This is a genomic window from Collinsella aerofaciens (assembly GCF_015546965.1).
GTDB lineage: Bacteria > Actinomycetota > Coriobacteriia > Coriobacteriales > Coriobacteriaceae > Collinsella > Collinsella aerofaciens_X.
The window spans coordinates 39,730-59,915 of the sequence record NZ_JADMUF010000002.1; the positions used below are offsets into that span (position 1 = coordinate 39,730).

At 59.4% G+C, this 20,186-nt stretch carries 20 protein-coding genes; 6 read left to right on the forward strand and 14 right to left on the reverse strand.

Features of this window, described 5'->3' with window-relative positions:
* Positions 1-39 precede the first annotated feature (39 nt).
* From I1M21_RS01885 to I1M21_RS01900, 4 genes are all read right to left on the reverse strand, one after another.
* Entirely contained in the window at positions 40-258 is a 219-nt protein-coding gene (locus I1M21_RS01885; RefSeq protein WP_006235433.1) for a cation transporter, read from the reverse strand.
* A gap of 63 nt (positions 259-321) precedes the next feature.
* Positions 322-687 carry an ArsR/SmtB family transcription factor gene (locus I1M21_RS01890; RefSeq protein WP_055285819.1) on the reverse strand — a complete coding sequence of 122 codons (366 nt, stop codon included), beginning with the start codon at positions 685-687 and terminating at the stop codon, positions 322-324.
* 419 nt (positions 688-1,106) lie between these two features.
* Positions 1,107-2,297 carry a putative endonuclease domain-containing protein gene (locus I1M21_RS01895; protein ID WP_195192205.1) on the reverse strand — a complete coding sequence of 397 codons (1,191 nt, stop codon included), beginning with the start codon at positions 2,295-2,297 and terminating at the stop codon, positions 1,107-1,109.
* A 350-nt stretch (positions 2,298-2,647) separates the two neighbouring features.
* A complete protein-coding gene (locus I1M21_RS01900; protein ID WP_089572078.1) occupies positions 2,648-3,616 on the reverse strand; it encodes a 3'-5' exonuclease in 969 nt (322 codons plus the stop codon).
* Between the two features lie 172 nt (positions 3,617-3,788).
* Here I1M21_RS01900 and I1M21_RS01905 point away from each other — a divergent pair, with 172 nt between their 5' ends.
* Positions 3,789-4,841 carry a putative manganese transporter gene (locus I1M21_RS01905; RefSeq protein WP_195192206.1) on the forward strand — a complete coding sequence of 351 codons (1,053 nt, stop codon included), beginning with the start codon at positions 3,789-3,791 and terminating at the stop codon, positions 4,839-4,841.
* Between the two features lie 106 nt (positions 4,842-4,947).
* On the opposite strand, the gene I1M21_RS01910 is transcribed toward I1M21_RS01905, so the two are convergent.
* Positions 4,948-5,430 (reverse strand): YaiI/YqxD family protein, encoded by a 483-nt coding sequence (locus tag I1M21_RS01910; protein WP_195192207.1) that lies wholly within the window; start codon positions 5,428-5,430, stop codon positions 4,948-4,950.
* Positions 5,431-6,033, reverse strand: a complete 603-nt coding sequence (locus tag I1M21_RS01915; protein ID WP_195192208.1) for an HdeD family acid-resistance protein — start codon at positions 6,031-6,033, stop codon at positions 5,431-5,433. It lies immediately after the preceding gene.
* 235 nt (positions 6,034-6,268) lie between these two features.
* On the opposite strand from I1M21_RS01915, the gene I1M21_RS01920 reads away from it, so the two are divergent.
* The 3 genes from I1M21_RS01920 (at position 6,269) to I1M21_RS01930 (ending at position 8,219) form a co-directional block, all read left to right on the forward strand.
* Positions 6,269-6,940 carry a nitroreductase family protein gene (locus tag I1M21_RS01920; RefSeq protein WP_195192209.1) on the forward strand — a complete coding sequence of 224 codons (672 nt, stop codon included), beginning with the start codon at positions 6,269-6,271 and terminating at the stop codon, positions 6,938-6,940.
* Between the two features lie 83 nt (positions 6,941-7,023).
* Positions 7,024-7,566, forward strand: coding sequence for a histidine phosphatase family protein (locus I1M21_RS01925; RefSeq protein ID WP_195192210.1), 543 nt, complete (start codon positions 7,024-7,026; stop codon positions 7,564-7,566).
* 17 nt (positions 7,567-7,583) lie between these two features.
* Positions 7,584-8,219, forward strand: coding sequence for a histidine phosphatase family protein (locus I1M21_RS01930; RefSeq protein ID WP_195192211.1), 636 nt, complete (start codon positions 7,584-7,586; stop codon positions 8,217-8,219).
* Between the two features lie 128 nt (positions 8,220-8,347).
* Here I1M21_RS01930 and I1M21_RS01935 read toward each other — a convergent pair whose 3' ends face one another.
* The 6 genes from I1M21_RS01935 to I1M21_RS01960 all read right to left on the reverse strand — a co-directional run bounded on the left by I1M21_RS01935 (position 8,348) and on the right by I1M21_RS01960 (position 15,063).
* Positions 8,348-9,031 carry a DUF1015 family protein gene (locus I1M21_RS01935; protein WP_195192212.1) on the reverse strand — a complete coding sequence of 228 codons (684 nt, stop codon included), beginning with the start codon at positions 9,029-9,031 and terminating at the stop codon, positions 8,348-8,350.
* 39 nt (positions 9,032-9,070) lie between these two features.
* Positions 9,071-10,291 (reverse strand): M20 family metallopeptidase, encoded by a 1,221-nt coding sequence (locus I1M21_RS01940; protein WP_195192213.1) that lies wholly within the window; start codon positions 10,289-10,291, stop codon positions 9,071-9,073.
* A gap of 177 nt (positions 10,292-10,468) precedes the next feature.
* Complete coding sequence (locus tag I1M21_RS01945) at positions 10,469-11,632, reverse strand: phosphoglycerate dehydrogenase (protein ID WP_195192214.1); 1,164 nt, start codon at positions 11,630-11,632, stop codon at positions 10,469-10,471.
* Positions 11,633-11,704: 72 nt separating this feature from the next.
* Positions 11,705-12,829 carry a 3-phosphoserine/phosphohydroxythreonine transaminase gene (gene serC / locus I1M21_RS01950; RefSeq protein WP_195192215.1) on the reverse strand — a complete coding sequence of 375 codons (1,125 nt, stop codon included), beginning with the start codon at positions 12,827-12,829 and terminating at the stop codon, positions 11,705-11,707.
* 142 nt (positions 12,830-12,971) lie between these two features.
* On the reverse strand, positions 12,972-14,714 hold the full coding sequence (locus tag I1M21_RS01955) for a DUF2075 domain-containing protein (protein ID WP_195192216.1): 1,743 nt from the start codon (positions 14,712-14,714) through the stop codon (positions 12,972-12,974).
* Positions 14,707-15,063: a nucleotide pyrophosphohydrolase gene (locus tag I1M21_RS01960; protein WP_195192217.1), complete on the reverse strand. Its 357-nt coding sequence runs from the start codon at positions 15,061-15,063 to the stop codon at positions 14,707-14,709. Before I1M21_RS01960 ends, I1M21_RS01955 begins: the two co-directional genes overlap by 8 nt.
* Before the next feature lie 116 nt (positions 15,064-15,179).
* Here I1M21_RS01960 and I1M21_RS01965 point away from each other — a divergent pair, with 116 nt between their 5' ends.
* Complete coding sequence (locus I1M21_RS01965; protein ID WP_195192218.1) at positions 15,180-15,401, forward strand: hypothetical protein; 222 nt, start codon at positions 15,180-15,182, stop codon at positions 15,399-15,401.
* 117 nt (positions 15,402-15,518) lie between these two features.
* On the opposite strand, the gene I1M21_RS01970 is transcribed toward I1M21_RS01965, so the two are convergent.
* Complete coding sequence (locus I1M21_RS01970; RefSeq protein ID WP_195192219.1) at positions 15,519-17,120, reverse strand: potassium/proton antiporter; 1,602 nt, start codon at positions 17,118-17,120, stop codon at positions 15,519-15,521.
* Positions 17,121-17,373: 253 nt separating this feature from the next.
* On the opposite strand from I1M21_RS01970, the gene I1M21_RS01975 reads away from it, so the two are divergent.
* The gene (locus I1M21_RS01975) at positions 17,374-18,213 is read left to right on the forward strand and encodes a metallophosphoesterase family protein (protein ID WP_195192220.1); all 840 of its coding nucleotides are present in this window, start codon (positions 17,374-17,376) and stop codon (positions 18,211-18,213) included.
* Between the two features lie 317 nt (positions 18,214-18,530).
* On the opposite strand, the gene I1M21_RS01980 is transcribed toward I1M21_RS01975, so the two are convergent.
* Positions 18,531-20,108 carry a lipopolysaccharide biosynthesis protein gene (locus I1M21_RS01980; RefSeq protein WP_229025529.1) on the reverse strand — a complete coding sequence of 526 codons (1,578 nt, stop codon included), beginning with the start codon at positions 20,106-20,108 and terminating at the stop codon, positions 18,531-18,533.
* Positions 20,109-20,186 lie beyond the last annotated feature (78 nt).

The window sequence follows — 20,186 nt, forward strand, 5'->3', positions numbered from 1 at the left end:
CGCAGCAAGCGCGGCCTTGTGGGTCAGCGTAAACCTGGGCTAGAGAATGATCTCGCAGTCCGGCTCGGCGTCGGCGGTAAACTCCACGACGCGATCGAGGACCTCATCGAACTCGGCGTCGTCGGCTTCGAGCGTCAACTTCTGGGTCATAAAGTTGACCGAAACGGACTTGACGCCATCGAGCTTGGCCAGCTCGTCCTGAAGCTCACGCGCACAGTTGGCGCAGTCGATCTCGTCGAGTTTAAACTGCTTTTTCATGGTGGGTTCCTTTCCCTGTTTTTGCGGCTTGGGTGCAGGCCGCGCTGGTACCGTGGTTGGTTGCTATTCGCAGATATGGCTCATGCCCTGGTTGAGCATGGTGTAGACGTGATCGTCGGCGAGCGAGTATAGGATGTTGCGCCCGTCGCGCCGGAATTTAACCAGGTGCGACTGCTTGAGTGTGCGCAGCTGGTGCGACACCGCGGACTGCGAGGTTTCGGTCGCTTCGGCGATGTCTGCCACGCAGAGCTCGCGGCCCATGAGGGCATAGAGGATCTTGATGCGCGTGGTGTCGCTGAAGACCTTGAACAGGTCGGCGAGGTCGTAGAGAAGCTCCTCGTCGGGAAGGTCCTCGGGCGAGCAGGTGGTGGGGATCGCGGGTTCGGTGGCCTCGATGTCGGGTTTCGTTTCATCAACGCGGATGCTCATTGCAATATCCTTTCATATGAACATGCGCTCATATAACTTGCTTCCGATTATATGAGTGTATGTTCATATGTCAATGACGTTCAGGTAATTCGTTGCACAAAATGATGGGGAATAGTGGACGAGATCCCGGACTGAGCGGTTTTGATAGCCGATGCCGGGGTGGGTGCCCCTGAGCCGTGCAAAAATTGGAGTATTCTGCAACGATAGGGGGTCCGCTAATTTATTGCAGGCCATATAATGCAGTTCAAGAGTTATCTTAGGGTGTTAATCCGATGAGTTCTTCCTCAAATGTTGCCTAACGCTCTAACGCAAGAGTGATTTCGCTTCACATTTGGATCCACTCGAGGGTGATAGACACCCGGCTCTGCTGAATACTCGCAATTTTGCACGTCGCTAAGGTGCCCACCTTGTTAGCCGGTCTAGCTTCCGGCCCCGAAGATCCTGCCCTCGGGCGCGAGGCTGCTTGTTTGGGCAAATGATGGGCTGTCGGATTCGACTGTCTGCATGTCATCGATTGCCGGAATTTCATTAATTGTCGGGTCATCCAGCGTGATGCCTTCGAGTGTTGCTTTTTCGAGGTCGATTCGTTGACGATCTTCGGAATCCTGGCGAAGCTGCTTCTGAATTCGCTTTTTCTCTTCTATAAACCTTCTGAGCACAAACTGTCTCAGGTCCTCTTGCATGATTTGAAAGTCTTTTGGCAGTCGCGAGGGGCGTACGCCCTCTTTCCGCTGGATTGCTTCCATGACCCTAACAAAAGAGCTGGCATGCATAAAGGAATAACGGCTGACGGTGATGATTCCGTACCCCATGGACGCAAGTGCATTCTTGCGCTCCTCATCGATGGCGCGGTCTCCTTCCGCGTCATGATAAAAACCGTTGTATTCAATGTCTGTGCGAGATTTCTTTAGATACGCATCCATAAAGAACTTTTTGCGTCTCGTGAGATTCTTTGCGGCAGCGGTGACCTGTACCTCGTAATCGGTCTCAATTCCCCTAATACCAAGCCCTCCTTCGCTTTTGGGCAGCGTTAGCATCATGACAAAGGCCGTTTCCATAGGAGACCGGCATCCGTCGCGCACACATTGGATCGCCTTTCGGGCAAGAGCCAGACCGTCGCATCTGGTAATGGAATTAAAGAACTGCTTTAACCTCTCGGTCGAGGTGAGCGCGAAACGCTCGGTATAGGAGGTGGAAGAGTCGGTTCCAAGGGAATAAGCGCCGCATAGTTCAAAGTAGTACTCCACTAGTTCGCGAAAAGAAAGATAGGTGGCGGCCTGAAGTGCGCAAAGCTCAACGCCAACAACGAAGATGCTATCTTTGAGCTCTATAAAGCGTGAGTTCGAGAATCGTTTTGAAGAAACGTGGCACTGACAGTTCATTGCATAGCGCGCATTCCTGCGATCAAACACCATCACCTCGAGGGAATCATTTGCGTCGAGGGAAACATCATTTTTGGTGAGCCATTCTGTGGCTGCGTCAAGGAGCGTTCCGGTGGGACATGATCCGTAAATCGCGGCAGGGTTACAGGACTCGATGCCTTTCGCAGACACCGAATGCGCGGCCTGGTAGACCGCTTTTGCAGTGGTATGTGACAATACGATAGTCATGCTATATATCGTGTCAGCTAATGCCGTGTTGATGGCGCTGAGTGGAAAAGTCGTTTTAGAGGTCTAACCAAATGCTGTCCAAAAGCTTGACGCAATTATGGGTTGGTATGCCCTAAATAAAAGTTTTCGCAGCTTAGCTATAGCATATAAATACTCAATTGCTGCACATTTGATATCGATGCATTACCATCCGATAACGAATTACGTGTCGGGAATTGGTCGAAATCGTTCAAAATGAGGGTTCAGAATTTGTGATGGCAGATCTATCTGTGGAACGTAGGGTGGCCCCGCTGCGGGGTTTTCCGCTGCGAGGCCGCTCGTGAACGGTGCCATGCTTGTCGCAGGCGTTTCTACTTGGCAAACAGGTTCTTGAGGTTGAACTCGGCTTGGACGGTGCGGAGCATGAGGTCGGTGTCGTCGAGGCCCAGGTGCTGCTCGTTGGCGTCGGCGGCGAGGGTGCCGCGGCGGCGGGCCCAGTTCTCGAGCGCGGCGGGCGCGGATTCGCGGGGGAGCGAGCGGACGTCGGCATCCAAGCTGCGGCAGATCTGGCGCGAGTCGATGACGATGATCTTGCCGGCGCGGCGTGCCTCGGCGTAACCGTCCAGGTGGATCTTGAACCAACTGTCTTCGAACGCGGCGTTATGCGCCATGTACGGGTACTTCTTCATAAGCTTGAGCAGCTGCTTCTGCAGTTCCTTGTTCTCGCGGAACGGCTTTTTGCCGTCGATGTCGTCCCAGGTGATGTGGTGGATATTCGACAACGGCACATCCTCGCCGCGGTAGATGTCGGGCAGGCCGCAGTAGTGTGCCTCGGCGTCGTGCGGGACGGCGTCGCTGGTGAGCTCCATGATCTCCCAGCCTACGTTGATGATGTAGCCGCGCTCGGGTGCACGGCCGGTGGTCTCGATGTCGATACCGAGCACGGTGCCCTGGATGGGCTTGCGGGCGTAGGCCACGCCGAGCGCGTCGCGGTCGCCGCGGATCTCGCGCATGACCGACGCGGCGGTGCGCTTTTGCATCTTGCCGATGGCGGCGCAGGTGTCGGCATCGGACAGACCGCGCGAAAGCGTCGCGGGCGTCACGTTGCGCAGGCGCGCCTCGCCAATCTGGTCGCACAGGTCGCGGTTGCGGTCGGCCAGGTCGCGCACGGTGGCAAAGTCGAAGCCGGGGTCGCCCTCGGCAGTAAAATACTCGGTCTCGAGCACCTTGAGGGCCTCCTCGCCCTTCTGGCGCTCGGACTCCATGGCGCCGTGATCGCCATAGATAAACATGGGAATAAACGGCTGGCGCTCGTATTCGAGTGCTTGTGAAACGTTCATATAACTGCTCCTTGGATGGGCCGCGTCGTGCGGCTCAGGGTCATTAAGATGTGGCGAGATGATAGTTTACCATGGGCAACTATTGGCATCGCGCCTAGGACAACTACAATACCCTAGTTGACCGCTAGGACTTTTACAATGCTGCCGAAAGACACGAAAGGTTCCATCCGTCATGGATTTGCTGATTGATATTCTGCTCGACGCCGGCAAGGACACGCTCTCGCTGGTGCCGTTCTTGTTGGCGACATATCTGGTTCTCGAGACGCTCGAGCATGTGGCGGGCGATCGCGTTAACGGCGCCATCAAGCGCGCCGGCGCCGCTGGTCCCGTGGCTGGCTCGTTGCTGGGCATGGTGCCGCAGTGCGGCTTTTCGGCAATGGCGGCCACGCTGTACGCCGGTCGTGTCGTGACCTTGGGTACGTTGGTGGCGGTGTTCCTTTCGACCTCCGATGAAATGCTGCCGCTGTTGCTCGCCGAGCAGGTGCCCGTGCAGACCATGGCGATGCTTTTGGCTTCGAAGGCACTGATCGCGCTGGTCACGGGCTTTATCGTGGACGCGGCTATCCGCGGCCTTCGTCGTAATGCCCGCGCGCATGCGGCGATTCGCCGTACCGTGCTGGGGACCGCTGCCAATCCGGCTCATGTGAACTGCGCGCACGACGACCATACCGGGGGCGACATCATTGATGAAGTGGCCGAGGCGGGCGTGAGCGCCGACCACATCCACGAGTTATGCGAGCGCGACCATTGCGGTTGCGATGATGATGAAGATGAACATGAGCGCGACCACGGACACAGCCATGACCACGGTCACTCCCACGAAGGTGCGCCCGTCCTGTCGATCATCCGCAGCGCGATCTCGCACACCGTGCAGGTCTCGGTATTCATTTTCCTGGTGACGCTGGTCCTGGTCGCCGTGCTCGAGACGTTCGGCGAGTCCGCGATCGAGCAGTTCCTGCGCGGCAACGAGACGCTCGCCGTCTTGGGTTCGGCGCTTGTCGGGCTGATTCCCAATTGCTCGGCGAGCGTGGTCATTACGCAACTATATCTGGAAGGCGCGCTGCAACTGGCGCCGATGCTCGCCGGCACGCTCATTTCCGCTGGCGTGGGTTATCTGGTGCTGTTCCGCACCAACCGCAGCGCCCGCGAAAATGCCGTGTTCCTGATCATGATGTACGTCATCGGCGCTGGCTGGGGCCTCATCCTCTCCGCCGTTGGCCTTTAAGTAGATTATTGGGACACGTCTTACGATCTACCCCTGTGACCAGGGCATTTCCCGCTGCCAAAACAAAAAGGTAGATTTTTAGGCATGTCCTAAAAATCTACCTTGGTTAGTGCAGCAACTCGGTGAGGTTGCGTTTAAAGCGGGCGCGGTCTTCGCTGGTAAATGCCGCCGGACCGCGAGTGCGACCGCCGGCGCGGCGCACCTTCTTTTCCTCGTGGCGAATAAACAGTTGCATGTCGATGGTCGCTTTGTCGTAGACGCGCCCGCGCACACCGATGGCGGCGGCATCGCGCCCGAGCACCATGCTCGCCAAGCCAATGTCCTGCGTCACGACCACGTCGCCCGTCTGCAGGCGTTCGATAATGGCAAAGTCGGCGCTGTCGGCGCCCACACTCACGTCGAGCGTCGTGACCCAAAAGCCGCGTCGCGCGTGCTCGGCATCGCGCGGGTCGTCGCGGCGAATATGCCGTTCCAGGTTTTGCGTGCTGTTGCCGGCGATAACAACGGCGACGCCCGCCCGCCGCGCGCAGTCAATCGACTCGCGCGTGACCGGGCAGGCGTCTGCATCAATAAAGAGCGTTCGCGGCATCTAGTGCACCAGTTTGCCAAATTGAATAGCGCGAACAATCAACGTTACGCCAAACACCAGCAGCGCGGCGCCGCTAAAGATGACGAGCATCTTGGCCGACCACAGCGGATAGATAAACACGAACATGCCGGCGATGATTGAGAGTGCGCCGCTCAGGATGGCGAGGGCGCGGTTGGACGAAAGCTCGGACTCCAGAATGGACATGACACCTTCGACAATCCAGCCAAAGCCGGCCACGATAACTACCATCGTGGTGAGCGTCGCGGTCGAGAAGGCCTGGTTGCGCAGGATTATGACGCCGCCCAAGATAATGAGTAGGTTGGAGATGATGCTCGTCACGCGCCAGCCGGTGGGCAGCAGCGGCTCAAAAATGGCAGTGAACAGCCTGATGGCAGCAGTGATTACAAAGTAAAAACCCAAGACAGTCGTCAAAAAGATGAGGGACTTGGCGGGTGCAAAAAGCAGCGCGATACCAGCAATGAGCGCTAAGACGCCCGTGATGGCGTAGATCCAGCGTACGGCCTTGACGGCTTTGCCCGCCATGCTTTTCTCGTCAAATCCAAACTGGCTCGATTTTTGGTCATCGTTCTTAAAGATGCCCATAATGTCTCCTTTCCGTGCGGCGTAAGCCTTGATCGTTACAACCAGTATCGCCTAAAGGCGCTGGCGTATGGGTCGGGGAGGGCGAAACGTAACCAAAAGGTCCCGAATTGTTTCCGTTGTTCCCCACGTCGCGATTTTCTATTCAACAGGTGTAGAACATTGCAGCCCTGTTCGTTATTGCCTACGTTTTAGGTTAGATTTTCCTAAGGACAATTGGCTTGTATTGGGGGTCCCTATGAACGAAGCAGTTCCCGAGGCACCGTCGAGTGTCGAATCGATGGCAAAGCAAGGTTGCGAAAAGCTCGGCTTGGACGCATTTGATGCGTTGGTTCGCCGCGCCCGCACGTGCCGCCGTTTTGACGAGTCCATGCGCGTGCCGCGCGAGTTTTTGCTCGAGCTGGCGGAGCTGGCGCACCTGACCCCGTGTGGTGCCAATGCTCAGCGTCTTCGTCTTCATGTGGTGAGCGGTGCCGAGGATTGCGCGCGTGTATTTGACGAGCTCGCATGGGCCGGCGCACTTAAGGATTGGCCTGGTCCTGCCGAGGGCGAGCGCCCGACCGGCTACATCGCGATTCTTGCTGAGCGCGCCGTTCCGGGCAAGCCCACCGCTCCCATTACCGAGGTCGACACGGGCATTGCCGCGCAGACGATGATGCTCGCCGCCCGCAGCGCCACGCCCGAGGTGGCAGCCTGCATGTTCAAGGCCTTTACGCCCCACGCGATCGATGCCATGGGGCTCGATAACGACAAGTATGAGCTCAAGCTGATCATGGCGTTTGGCGTTCCGGCCGAGACACAGGTGATCGATGCGATCGATTCCAACCCCGACGGCTCCATCAATTATTGGCGCGACGAGGCGCGGGTGCACCACGTACCCAAGCGTCCGCTTGCCGACGTGCTGCTGTAGTTGTGCGTCGTTGCGGTGCAATCCGGCGGCAAAATCACCACAAAGGCTCCTGTCCCCTTTGTGGTGGTACGAGGGGAGGGTGTGTGGCAGATCTGTATTTGGTGCGGCATGGGCAGACTGAGCTCAATGTGCAGAGCATTTTGCAGGGCTGGCACGATTCGCCGCTTACGGCGCGCGGGCGCGAGCAGGCGCTGACGGCGCGTACGGCGTTTGCGGCGCGTGGCGTGGCCTTTGATCATGTGTATTCCTCGCCGTTGGGCCGGGCGCGGCATACGGCCGAGCTTATCGTTGGCGAGGGCCGTTCCATTGAGCTGGTCGATGACCTGCGTGAGTGGCATTTTGGCTCGCTGGAGGGCACATCAAATCGCGATATGCCGCCGCAGCCCTGGGGTGATTATCCGGTGGCCTTTGGCGGCGAGTCTGAAGGCGAGCTACGGGTGCGCATGGTCGCGGCGCTGTCCCGCATCATGGCCAGGCCGCAGCACGACTGCGTGCTGGCGGTTTCCCACGGCTCAGCCTGCCAGGAGTTTCTTGAGTATGTGACTGGCGGGGGAGAGCTGCCCGACAACGGTGCCGTGCTTCATTTTGGCTATTGCGACGGGGCGTTTTCGCTCTTGGGTTGGTAACGAACGAAAGGACCCCTATGAATAAAGATCTGTATCTGGTCCGTCATGGACAGACGATATTCAACCTCAAGCGTATCATTCAGGGGTGGAGTGACTCGCCGCTTACGCAGTTGGGTTGCGACCAGGCGGCGCGCGCCGGCATGTTTTTACGTGCGCGCGGCATTGAGCCCGATCATGCCTACACCTCCACGCTTCATCGCACCGAGCAGACTATCGCCAACTTGTGGCCGGGCTTGGCGTACGAGCGCCTGGACGGCCTGCGTGAGTGGTTCTTTGGCGACTTTGAGGCCGAGCGCGTGATGCTTATGCCCGAGCGCCCGTGGCGCGATTTCTATCGTCAATTTGGCGGCGAGGGCCAGATCCAGGTGCGCGAGCGCATGGTGGCGACGCTGACCGAACTCATGCAGCGTCCGGACCATACGTGCGTGCTCGCGGTAAGCCATGGCTCGGCTATCAAGGAGTTTTTGGACCACGTGAGGGGTGCGGCGGCTGACGAGCGCGATCGCGTGCCGGGCAACTGCTCGGTGCTGCATTTCGTGTTTGACGACGAGGCCGGTACGTTTGAACTGGTTGAGATTTTTACGCAGGAAGACTACGCGCGCGAGCTGGGGCTTGAACCGCTCGTGGCTACTGCGGGTCCGCAGCGCGGATAACGCGAGCGCGTCGGCACGGGTCGCCGGCTAACTTCTCGACGCAAAAGGGGCGTAGATGCATGTACCTGCTGCATCTCCGCCCTCTGTTTGTTGAGCTGCCGATTTTTGTGCTGGGCGGTCTGGTCTTGCTAGAACCGCGCGACCTGGTGCGTGAGCAGACCCGTCGGAACCTGCGGCGCGGCGCCGCTGACCTGCGCGGCGGGGAAGAACACGGCAACGGTAAAGTTGAACGGCTCCTTGCCGGTGTACGTTCCGGCGGCACGGGCCTCATCGGCCAGCAGCTGCGACGCTCCGGTCAGAGCGGCGGCGTAGGCGGGGTCGTCGGCCAGTGCCGGCTCCGGTGCTTGGTCGAGCATGGCGCGGATGGCCCCGACGGCGTCCTCGCGCTTGACCTCCCACGCGCGGTGCGTAATGCCCGCGGGGTCGGTGACGGCGTAGAGCGACGCGCCTTCTTTGGCAGCGCCCAGGATGATGTCCATGACGGGCGACGCCTCGTAGGAGAGCGACACGGGGCGCGGCTGCACCTTAAGTTCGGCGATCGCGCGCGCGGCGGCGGCCACGTCAGTGCTGGCATCGCCCTTGTCGCCCGCAAGTACACTCGTCGGGCAGATCGCCACGACACCCGTCACGCGTCCCGGCTCGCCCGAGCATTCGTACACGTAATACGCCGCACCCGGGTCCTTGAGCATCAGGCCATCGGCAAGGGCTCCGCGCAGGGCATCGTTGCCGCTCAGGATGCTGCCCATTGCAGGCAGCGCCTCGAGCACGCGGTCCTGAGCCGGGCGGATGCAGGGAAACGGAAGTGCTTTCATGGGCGGTCCTAACGCACGAGTCGGTTTGTTCGCGGCTTATTATGCCCCAACTTGCCCATTCGCGTCCCAGAGCACGTTATCGGCGAGCGCGATGAGCACGTTCTGGCAGCGAACGATATCGGCGTGGGGCACATATTCGTTGGGCTTGTGCGCGAGCGTGAGCGACCCGGGACCGTAGCTCATGCAATTGCGGTTACCTGTCTTGCCGGCAATGACGGCGGTGTCGGTGTAGCCGGTAAAGAAGCCGACGGTCGTGTCCGCGTCTGTCACGTCATCGGCGGCACGCTTGAGCGCTGCTAGAAGGGGAGAGTTCGGGTCGCGCTCGATGGCGGGGCGGTCGCCCGTCACGGTGTAGCTGCCATGGCAACCGGGAACGGCGGCTTCGGCGACGGCGATGGCCTGCTCTACCATGCGCGTCGCGGCGGCCGTATCGGTCGGCGGGGTCAGACGCATGTCGACCCAGACTTTGGCGCGGTCGGGTACGACGTAGGGGCGATATCCGCCCTCGATTTGGCCAAACGTGATGGTCGAAGGCCCCAGCTCATCGTGCGCGGGCAGCGCCATAAACGCGCGACGGAGCGAACACACGACCTCGGCCATGGCGGCGACGGCATCCGCGCCCTTCCAGGGCTGGCTCGCATGCGCCGTCACGCCAGTCATTTCAATTTCGAACCACGTACGCCCCTTGTGCGCCACCTGGATCTGTCCGTCGGTGGGCTCGGTGTCCAGCACCCATTCACGCGAGCCGACCCAGCCAGCATCGATCGCGGCCTCTGAGCCACGCATAAAATCTTCCTCGTCGACCGAGCAGATGAGCGAAAAGCCGCGTCGGGGCAGCTCGCCCTCTGCTGCTACGCGCTCGAGTGCATGGACAAGTGCGGCAATGGCGCAGGCCAGGCCACCCTTCATATCGCAGGCACCGCGGCCGTAGAGTTTGCCGTCGCGCACGACCGCCCCGAGCGGCGTAATGTCCGCATCCCAGCCGTCGCCCAGCGTAACGGTATCCATATGGCAGATATAGACGAGTCGCGGCTCGTCGCTTTGGCCCGGCACGGTGACCATTAGATTGCGGCGTCCGGGGAGTACTTCGTGCTCTGCAATCTGCACGGCATCGAGTACCGGATGGCTCAGCTGCGCCAACCGTTCCTCAACCAACGCTTTGATATAGCGTTCAATCTCGCCCTCATACGCACCTGGGTCGGAACTGTCGATCCGCACGAGCCCTTGCGTAAGCCGCCAAGCAAAATCTGTATCAACCATAGGCACCTCACAGATAGTTAGGTCAACATACAGATTGTATGCCAAGAAGCGGCTCGGTGCATTTAATGGAGGGCTCACAAAAACGGGGACGCCTCTCGTGCGAAAGGCGCCCCCGCGGGCATTCAATGTCAGCGACGGGCAGGCCACATGGGGAACTGCCCGTCAGATCAGCCGGCGCTATTTAATCACGCGTACGCGATACATCGACGGAATCTGCTTGAGCGCCTCGATCGTGCTGCTGTTCAGGTGCTCGTCGGTGTCGAACATGGTGTAGGCGTTCTCGCCGGCGGACTCGTTGGTCATGCGCTGCACGTTGGCGTTGTCCTTGGCCAGGATGGCTGTGATCTGGCCGATCATGTTGGGCACGTTGGCATGCAGGCAGGCGATGCGGCTCGCGGCGCGCGCCTTGCCCATGCTGCAGGCGGGGTAGTTGACACTGTGCGCGATGTTACCGTTCTCCAGGTAATCCTTGAGCTCGCTGATGGCCATGTCGGCGCAGTTGGCCTCGGCCTCGCCGGTGCCTGCGCCCGAGTGCGTGGTGATAAACGTATTGGGCATCTTGACCGTCTTGGGTGTGGCAAAGTCGCAGCTAAACCAGCTGAGCTTGCCCTCGCGCAAGGCGGCGTCGACGGCATCTTCGTCGATAATGGTCTCGCGCGCGTAGTTGATGAGCACGGCGCCCGGGGCCAGCAGATCGATCTGCTGGGTGCTGATCATGCCGATGGTGTCGGCCTTGCTGGGCACGTGTACGGTAAGGTAGTCGCAGCCGCGGCACAGGTCCTCGAGCGTGCCCACACGCTGCACCTCGCGGCTCAGCACCCATGCGTGCTCGACGGAAATGAACGGGTCGTAGCCGTAAACGTCCATGCCCAGGTCGACGCAGGCGTTGGCGACCTTGGAGCCCACGTTGCCCAGGCCGATGACGCCGATGCGCTTGCCCTTGAGCTCGCGGCCCACAAAGGCCTTCTTGGCCTTCTCGGCATCGACCTGAATCTCGGGATCGTCGGCGTTGTCGCGCACCCAGTTCATCGATTGCACCACGCCGCGGCTCGAGAGCACCAGCATGCCCAGGACGAGCTCCTTGACGGCGTTGCTGTTGGCGCCGGGGGAGTTAAAGACGACGACGCCCTTCTTGGCGTACTCCTCGACGGGGATGTTGTTGACGCCGGCGCCGCAGCGGGCGATGGCGCGGATGCCCTCGGGCAGCTCGTAGCCGTGCAGGTCGGTCGAGCGCATCAGGATGGCGTCGGCCTTCTCGGCGGTGTCCACAAACTCGTAGCCCTCGCCAAACTCGACTTTGCCGTCTTTGGTGATGTCGTCGATGGTCTTGATCTTACGCATGGAAAAACTCCTTAGCAGGTTTTGATGTAAACAGGGTGGCCTGAGGTGGCTGGTCGGCCCGCGTGTTGCAGGCTAGTTAGATCGCGGACTCAAACTCTGCTGCGCTTCGAAGTCCTTCATGTACGTGGCCAGCGCCTGTACGTCCTCCATGGTCACGGCGTTGTATACGCTGGCGCGCATGCCGCCGACGAGGCGATGGCCCTTGACGTTTTGGATCTGGTGCTCGGCCGCGCCCGCGACAAAGGCGGCGTCGAGCTCGGCGTCGCCGGTGCGGAACGTGACGTTGGCGATGGATCGGCTGTCTGCCTGCGTGGTGCCGTGGAACAGTTCGCTGTTTTCGAGCAGGTCGTAGAGCAGGTTGGCCTTGGCCCAGTTGCGCTCGGCCATGGCGGCAAGTCCACCGGTCTGCTCAACCCAGCGGAACACCTTGCCGCACACGTAGATGCCAAAGGTGTTGGGCGTGTTGAGCATGGAGCCCTTGGCGGCCTGGGTCTTAAGGTCCATGTACTGCGGCGTCTGCGCAAAGGCGGGGCCATCGGCGATAAGGTCGTCGCGCACGATAACCACGGTCACGCCTGCGGCACCGGCGTTTTTCTGCGCGCCGGCATAGATGAGCCCGTAGCGCTCGACGTCGAGCGGCTGCGACAGGAAGCAGCTCGAGACGTCGGCGACCAGCGGCACGTCGCCGCAATCGGGCAGCTCGTGGAACATGGTGCCAAAGATGGTGTTGTTCTGGCAGATGTAGACGTAGTCGAGCCCGTCGCCCGCGGCCTCGGCGGCAATGCGCGCGTTGATGTCGGCCATGTTGGGAATGCGGTCGAAGTTGGTGTCCTCGGAGCTCGCGAGCAGCACGGCCTCGCCGTACTTGGCGGCCTCCTTGTATGCCTTGTTGGCAAAGTTGCCGGTCACGACGTAGCCGGCGCGGCCGCGGCGCATGAGGTTCATCGGGATGCCCGCGAACTGCAGCGTGGCGCCGCCCTGCAAAAACAGGACGCGGTAGTTGTCGGGGATGTTCAACAGGCGGCGCAGGGTTGCCTCGGCGTCGTCGATGATCTGCTGGTACATACTAGATCGATGGCTCATCTCGAGCACGGACATGCCGCAACCGCGGTAGTCCATCATCTCGTCGGCGATCTCGGCGAGCACGCTGGTGGGCAGTGCGGCCGGGCCTGCTGAGAAGTTGTGCACACGTGCCATCTTCTAGGTCCCCCTCATAGTCGTTTGAACGTTCGGGATACTTTAGCACAGTGCAGCATCGGGCGCGACCGCATCACAGCAAAACCCGAGTGCGCCGCTATGATTTACAGGGTTGTTACATGGGGGAGGACGGTCGCTAGGTCTATATCACCGGGATATACCGTGACAAATACTCCTTGAGCGCCGGGTCGCATACATAAAGAAACGTTCCCAGCATGCCACGCGTCATGAGGACATAGTAGGCGTTGACGATGATCTTTCGCAGATCATCGTCGCCTGCTTTTTTCTTTGCGACTGCATCTTTGAAGTTCGCTTTGTTAACGCAGACGGCTCCTTTATCGCCGTCGTAGTAAATGTCTGGTCCCAGAATTACGAAGCCGTAGTTGAGGTCGTAGCCCTGTACTGTGTGGATGCATCCGACCTCGTTGACGGCGTTGGCAGAATTAACCCAATCCTTTTGGGTTGAGTTCCAGCGTTTGGGGATACCCTCGATGACGATGTCGAAAGCGTCTTTGTGTTTCTTCGTTTCCCACTTCCACGCAAAGCCTGCCGTCATGCGGGATAGACCAACTTCTTCTTCCTTGGCTTGCTGCAGGGAACAGAAATCCTCAAACCGGTCGACGATGCCAAGCTGATACCTGGGGATATCGCTGTTCGGGTCGCCGGTTCGCGAGTCGTAGGGCTCCGAGGCAAAGAGCTCATCAAACTTCATGCCGGCATGCATGTATGCCTTGTTATCGAGCAAGTCGTATACAAAATCGAGGTACTCATCGCCGCCACGCACGCGCATTTGGGTACTCAAATTGAATTCTTCGGTCTCGATTCCCGCTTCCTCAAGCTGATTAAGTCGCTGCTCAAGGCCGTCTCGGTTGAGTCCGGACGCGCGAACCTGCTGTTTGGGGTCATAAAACAGATATGCCTTGTCACAGCATTTGAAAATCCAATCCACCTGGCTGCTCGTGCGCGGCAAGTCGAGTCGTTCACAAGTGTTGTAAAAAGCTCCGATGCCGGCGCCGGCGGTCAAGTAGTTTCCCAGTCGGTGTGCCTCGTCGACAAGTAAGATGTCATACCGATCGTTTTTGGTGACATCGCTGGGGCTCAGGATGTCGCCGGGCTTTAACCCGGGAAGGAAGTGCGTGAGCTTTTTGAGTGTCTTGCTCAGAGACTCCATGGGCGTTACGAAGCCAACTCGCAGATCGGCGAGATTGGGCTCGTTTTTGATTTTGAACATCAGACTGATGGCCAGAATCGTTTTGCCTGTTCCCGGCGCGCCGTTAACGACGGTTACTCGCTTTCTTTTAGGGCCGCCATGTTTAATGTCTTCATGTTCCTGTTCGAGACGCTTGTAAATCGTCTCGATCGTTTCGTATTGATCGGGCGTGAGCGTCTTGAAAGGCGAGAACTTAAAGAGGTCCGAGTTCTCGAGCTCTTCGATGGGATGGATTGCGTAGTTCTCTTTTCGGAGCTTCGTCCAGAGGTCTCGGAACTTCTGTCGATACTGAGGCCGCTCAAAATAATCGAACTGGGCGTAACCATTGTTGGCGTTGGTTACCTGGTATTTTTCGTCAGCGCAGAACAGTTCAATGAGCCTGTTTTCAAACTCAAATGTCGCGGACTGATTGAAAGTGGGATTGTCGATCAAAAGGGTGCGGTCGAAGTCTTTGTCAACGTTTGCGGCGTGCTGCTTCATGCGGCGCCGATAATTGGTCGTTTGCCCGATGTACGCCGTTTTGTTTTTGCTGTTAGTCAGGATGTAGAGAACGGGCCAGCTTTCGTCATGGTGAGCTCCGGGCTTTGGCGTGCCAAAATCCTGCAACGATTCACTTGTCTCAAAGGGCTGGGGTAGGGGAAGCGTATATTGCCGAAGGGCGAACTCGTTACTCATGGTGGCCCGCTTTTCTGTATTCGTTGGAGCCGGTGTCGATGGAGTAGCGCTCGCCGTTGCGTTTGAGTTTGGACGAGAGCGCCGCTGGCAGGTCGATGTCGTTGAGGTCGGTAAATCGCAGGAGGAAAAGGAGCGTGTCGGCGACTTCGTCTTCGATAGCTTGGCGTTGCTCGGCGTCTTCGAACATCTCCGCAATGCGCTCATCGCTCATAAAACGAAAGAGCTGAAGGAGTTCTGAGGACTCAGTTGCCATGCCGATGGCGAGCTCTTTCGGCGTGTGATATTTGCGCCAGTCGCGTGCGTCGCAAAAATCTCTGACTTGCGCCGTCATGGCATCGAGCTTGTCCATTGTCCACAACCCCCCTTGATGGTCAATGACTTATTATGGCGTTGTCTGAGATTTATTGCATCTCATTTGTGGTGCTCGGGTTATGTGGTTGCGGTTGCCCAGCAGGAGGTTTCACCTTGAAGATCAATGTCGATGTGGATCAGCTGCGCGAGGGCTTGCTCGACCGCGCGGGGAGCGCGGCTGGAGTGGGTATTCCGGCGGCCATGCTCGACGTGATGGATATCGTGGACGAGTCGCCCCAAGAGCTCCTAGCTCGAGCCGAACGCGAAGGCCTCGACCTCCGAAACTTTGCCGTTGACGTCGCGGACGACGGCTACGGCACGGACGAGGGCTGGTAACCACAGCCGCCCCTCAATCCCATCCCCTCAATAAGTTGCGGTGAAATGGGGACTTAATTGCGCTTTTGAGCGCATAAACAGTCCCTATATCACCGCAACTTAGGAGGAGCGGGGTAGCTACGACGCGAGCGTGGCGATGACGGCTTCGTCGCCGACGTATATGAGGGTGTTTCCGTCGGGGATAATCGTTTGGCCGTCGCGCTTGAGCATCACCACAATAAACGGGTGCTTGCCTTGCGGCACGTCGCGCAGGCGCTGGCCGGCCAGACGACCGTGGGGTGTCACGGTGACTTCGCGCAGCGTAACCTCGGCACGCTCTTCAAACGTCGGCGCGGCCATAACCAACAGGTCGCCTTCTTCAATTACGGTATCGCCGTTGGGTAACACCGGATGGGCGCCGTCGCGCAGCACCAAGACCACCAGCATGTTCGTCGCGCTGCCAATGTCCGCGAGCGAGCGTCCGGCAAACGGATGCCCCGCGCCCACCTTGAGCTTAACGAACGACATGCCGTCTTCGTCGCGGTAGTCGTTAAAGGTGCGGCGGACATCGCCTTCCGCATCGATCATGTCGAGCTTTTTCGCCACCGCCGGCAGCAGCGAGCCTTGCACCACAATGCTCGACACGGCAATCACAAATACCAGGTCAAACAGATCGTGCCCACCGGGAACACCGGCCACCACGGCAAAGAGACTAAACACGACCGAAGCCGCACCGCGCAGGCCCGCCCAGCTTACGAGCGCTACCTGGCGGGGGTTCGTCTTAAAGGGCGCTAGCAACAGGCCGACGGCGATGGGGCGGCTCACGAGGAGCATAAACGCCATGAGCGCCAGGCCCGGCAGCAGCATTTGCGGCAGGCGGGCGGGCGTCACGAGCAGGCCGAGCAAAAAGAAGATGGTCATCTCGGCCATTTCGGTAAGGGTGTCGAAGAAATGCGCCAACTCGACCTTGTCGGTGATGTCGCTCGCGCCCAGCACGATGCCGGCCAGGTACACGGACAAAAAACCGTTGCCGCCCAGGTAGCTCGGCAGGGCGTAGGCGACGATTGCCACGGCGAACAAAAAGATGGTGTGTGCGCCCTCGGCTGTTGCATGTGCACGCTCGATCAGCCGTGCGCTTGCCCAGCCGATGACAAGGCCCAAGCCCACGCCCAGGATGATCTGCTTGGCGAGCAGCATGGGGATATTAATGTCGCCGCCGGCCGCGAGTGTGGCGAGCACGGCGGTGAGCATGTAGGCGACGGGGTCGTTGGAGCCCGATTCGACCTCGAGTAGCGAGTCGGTGCCGCCCCTCAGCGACAGGTTGTGCTCGCGCAGCACGCTAAAGACGCTGGCCGCGTCGGTGGATGCCACGACCGATCCCAACAGCAGGCCGTCAATCCAGTTGAACCCCAGCGCGAAGCGGGCGAACACGCCGGTGATGCCGGCAGTGATGACGACGCCGAGCGTGCTCAGCAGCACCGCCGGCACAGCGACGGGTTTGGCACGGTCGATATTGGTGTTAAAGCCGCCGTAGAACATGATGAACAGCAGCGCCGTGCTGCAGACGGTTTCGGTGAGCGCATAGTCGCTAAAGTCGATATGCGCCGGGCCGTTGACGCCCAACAGCATGCCGAGCGCGATAAAGATGAGCAGGGTGGGGAAGGGGAGTTTTTTGCCGACGGGTTTGATGGTCAGGCACAAAATGATGACGAGGCCGATAAAGAGAAGGATCTGGTTCATAGATGGTGTCCGCTCCTGGGTGGTTGGCGTGGCACGGTCAGTTGCCTGCGGTTATTTGTACCCAAAGATGGTGGGTTTATGGGGTTGGATTGCGGGCGTGCGCGATATCGTCATAGACGGCTGCCGTCTTTGCCTCTGCTCGGAAACCCTTTCCAGCTTTATTGCAACGGAGTACAATGGGTAACGTTTAAGTTCAACTTGAAGTTTTAGTTGCGGAACCGGGCTTCGGCCGCAATGCAAGGAGAGGCGTACCATGGCGATCTATGTGACATCTGACGCTCACGGGCACGTGCGTGCGCTTGACGAGGCCCTGTCTAAGATCTCGTTGACGTCCGACGACACGCTGTACGTGCTGGGCGACATGATCGATCGCGGGCCCGATCCGGTCGGCGTTATTAAGCTCGTGCGCTCGCTGCCCAACGCCCGCGTGCTCAAGGGTAATCACGAGCAGATCATGCTCGATGCCATCATTGGCCAGGATCCGCTCGATGCCGAGACCTGGGATATCAACGGTGGCTGGACGACGCGCGAGCAGCTCAACGACATGGAATTTGAGGCATACGAGGAGCTCGTGCGATGGATGGCCGCGCTGCCGCTCTACGCGGTGGTCGAGACCGAGGAGCGCCCGTATCTGCTGGTACATGCTGGAATCGAGATGAAGGCGGCGCATGCGTTTTTGCTTGAGCATGGTGTCGATTGCGGCGACGGCGTTGGAGCGGTCGATGCCGATCGCGAGCTGCTGCAGCAGATGCTCGCGGTGCAGTCGTCCGATGACCTGCTGTGGATTCGTCACGGCTATTGGGATGTGCCGACCGGGCTGCTTTCTTCCGAGGGCAGGGGTCCGGTGGTGGTGAGCGGTCACACGCCCACGGTATCGCTTGGGCGCTATTGCGAGGTCGGTGGTCTGGCGGGGCTCGATGAGGAATCGGGACGAGGACAGATTGTGCGCTTGGGCGGCGAGGACACTGCCGGTGTGCCCGATCGCATCGACATCGACTGCGCCGCCGCTACCGGCTCCGAGTTCGGCCGCGTGGGCATCCTGCGCCTGGACGACGGGGCGGAGTTCTACGCGAACATCAACCCGGGCGAATAATCGATGCAAGTGGTAGCTAATTTGGGACGGGGCTTTTTTGACTACTTTTGCCCTTCTGCCCGCTAATTGATTTCTCTGGGACGGGGATTAAATAATCATTTGGCTGCCCGCTGGCTAAGTGAGTAGACTTTTTTGGAAATGCCGAGCATCCAACATATTTGCTTCAATAAAACCGCAGGTCACAGGCTTGTGCTTTGTTGGTGTGGTCAAGGATTCGATAAAAGTCTACTCACTTAGTTTTACGTGATGCATATTGTCTTCAACGAGACCCCAGCCGGGGCGATTCCATCGCAAATTCCGGTGACCGGGGCAGCTAATTAGGCGCCGTATGGGTTGCGGTCGCGCTCGATGCGTTGGCGGATGTGGGCGTACTCGATTATCAGCAGCACCAGGAGTAGGGCCATGATGGCTAGGTAGCTCACTACAGCGCCCATCAGACCCAGCAGCTTAATCAGGATCACCGGCAGCACCACGCTCACGGTAAAACAGATCAGGTAGATCTTGGTGACGTCTCCAGCGTGGCGCAGCACCGTGATAATGGCGTAGATAAAGTCGATGGCCGCGGTGACGCCGCCGGCGACAACCATCAGCAGTGCCAGCGTGCGGTAACGCTCAAAGTTAAGGCCGTACATAAAGTTCATGATGGGGATGCCGGGCCCCGCCATAAATGCGGCGCACGCGCCGGTAATAACCACGATCAGTGCCATAACAGCAACAATAATCAAGTCAAAGCGGCGACGCTTGCGCGGATTCGCCCAAATGCTCGACAGGCGCAGAAGCTGCGGTTTATAGATAAATCCAATACTCAGCAAAATGGCCTGCGCGGGAAAGAACAGGGCATTAAAGTACAGCTGATACTTGTAGGCCAGCGTGCCCTCCATCACGAACTTGGGCATGCTCTCGATAAGGTTGAACAGGAACAGTGCACCAAAGAGCGGAGCGCACTGGACAAACAGGTGGCCGACCTCGCGCAGGCTCACGTGACGCGATTTTTCGGTCTCGAGCAGGGCGAGCGGCGCGGTGACCAGCACGAGCGAGGCGATGGCGGTGATACCCATGGCCATAGCCGCGATGGGCATGCTGCGCGTGAGGAACAGTGCCACGCTAAAGACCGCAATGACGCCGGCGGAACGCAGCGTTTGGCTCATGCCGGCCAGGTAGAGCTTATCGGCCTGCTGCAGGCGGCCCTCGTACACGTCCGCCACGCCGTCGATCACCTTATAGAGGTAGACGCCCAGGCCGATCGTGGCCATCTGCGCATCGTAGCCGCGGGCGCTGCTGTATACCAGGCCGCATGCCAGCGCGAGCGCTCCGCAGAGCCAGCGGTTGAGTTGGTAGGAGGCGAAGGACGTCTTTTCGTCGATGTCCGAGACCTGAAAGTTTCGCACTCCGTAGTTGCACGCGATCATGATGAGGGTGCCGGTGACAAAGGCGATGGAGAACTTGCCGGCCTCCTCGGCGCCCACGAGCTGCGTCGACACAATGGTGAGCAGCGGAAACGCCATGCCCCATACGGCGGTGCCCAGGGTATTCCAAAGGTAGTCGCGACGGGTGGCGTGATCTTCGTACTCGGCTTCTTGCGTGGAGAAGCCGCCGCCGTAGACAGCTCCGAGCAGGCGGTTCCACCAGGCGTTGACCATGCGACGGATGGGGCCCGGCTCGCGGTCGTGCTCGCGGCGACGGCGCGTGGCCTGGCTGCTGTCGGGGCCGCCGGCGTTGCGCTGGCTCAGCTCCTGGATGCGTGCAAGCTCCTCGGCGGTGTGCGAGGCGGGAAACAGGCCGTTCTCGATGCGTCCGCCCTGCCCGTGCGCCCCGCTGCCCGATACGGTGGGGTCGGCGACGCCGTTGCGGCGGGCTATGGCGCGACGGATGCTATCGAGGGGCGTGATGCTCAAGGCGGTTCCTTTCTATTGCTGCGCCTTAGTATAGTCGCGACAGTGTCGGTTCGTGTTTTTGAACAGATTGTTCAATAT

Excerpts from the sequence above, each read along its gene's own strand:
- I1M21_RS01885 (WP_006235433.1), bottom strand. The coding sequence starts at position 258 with ATGAAAAAGCAGTTTAAACTCGACGAGATCGACTGCGCCAACTGTGCG.
- I1M21_RS01890 (WP_055285819.1), bottom strand. The coding sequence starts at position 687 with ATGAGCATCCGCGTTGATGAAACGAAACCCGACATCGAGGCCACCGAA.
- I1M21_RS01895 (WP_195192205.1), bottom strand. The coding sequence starts at position 2,297 with ATGACTATCGTATTGTCACATACCACTGCAAAAGCGGTCTACCAGGCC.
- I1M21_RS01900 (WP_089572078.1), bottom strand. The coding sequence starts at position 3,616 with ATGAACGTTTCACAAGCACTCGAATACGAGCGCCAGCCGTTTATTCCC.
- I1M21_RS01905 (WP_195192206.1), top strand. The coding sequence starts at position 3,789 with ATGGATTTGCTGATTGATATTCTGCTCGACGCCGGCAAGGACACGCTC.
- I1M21_RS01910 (WP_195192207.1), bottom strand. The coding sequence starts at position 5,430 with ATGCCGCGAACGCTCTTTATTGATGCAGACGCCTGCCCGGTCACGCGC.
- I1M21_RS01915 (WP_195192208.1), bottom strand. The coding sequence starts at position 6,033 with ATGGGCATCTTTAAGAACGATGACCAAAAATCGAGCCAGTTTGGATTT.
- I1M21_RS01920 (WP_195192209.1), top strand. The coding sequence starts at position 6,269 with ATGAACGAAGCAGTTCCCGAGGCACCGTCGAGTGTCGAATCGATGGCA.
- I1M21_RS01930 (WP_195192211.1), top strand. The coding sequence starts at position 7,584 with ATGAATAAAGATCTGTATCTGGTCCGTCATGGACAGACGATATTCAAC.
- I1M21_RS01935 (WP_195192212.1), bottom strand. The coding sequence starts at position 9,031 with ATGAAAGCACTTCCGTTTCCCTGCATCCGCCCGGCTCAGGACCGCGTG.
- I1M21_RS01940 (WP_195192213.1), bottom strand. The coding sequence starts at position 10,291 with ATGGTTGATACAGATTTTGCTTGGCGGCTTACGCAAGGGCTCGTGCGG.
- I1M21_RS01945 (WP_195192214.1), bottom strand. The coding sequence starts at position 11,632 with ATGCGTAAGATCAAGACCATCGACGACATCACCAAAGACGGCAAAGTC.
- serC (WP_195192215.1), bottom strand. The coding sequence starts at position 12,829 with ATGGCACGTGTGCACAACTTCTCAGCAGGCCCGGCCGCACTGCCCACC.
- I1M21_RS01955 (WP_195192216.1), bottom strand. The coding sequence starts at position 14,714 with ATGAGTAACGAGTTCGCCCTTCGGCAATATACGCTTCCCCTACCCCAG.
- I1M21_RS01960 (WP_195192217.1), bottom strand. The coding sequence starts at position 15,063 with ATGGACAAGCTCGATGCCATGACGGCGCAAGTCAGAGATTTTTGCGAC.
- I1M21_RS01970 (WP_195192219.1), bottom strand. The coding sequence starts at position 17,120 with ATGAACCAGATCCTTCTCTTTATCGGCCTCGTCATCATTTTGTGCCTG.
- I1M21_RS01975 (WP_195192220.1), top strand. The coding sequence starts at position 17,374 with ATGGCGATCTATGTGACATCTGACGCTCACGGGCACGTGCGTGCGCTT.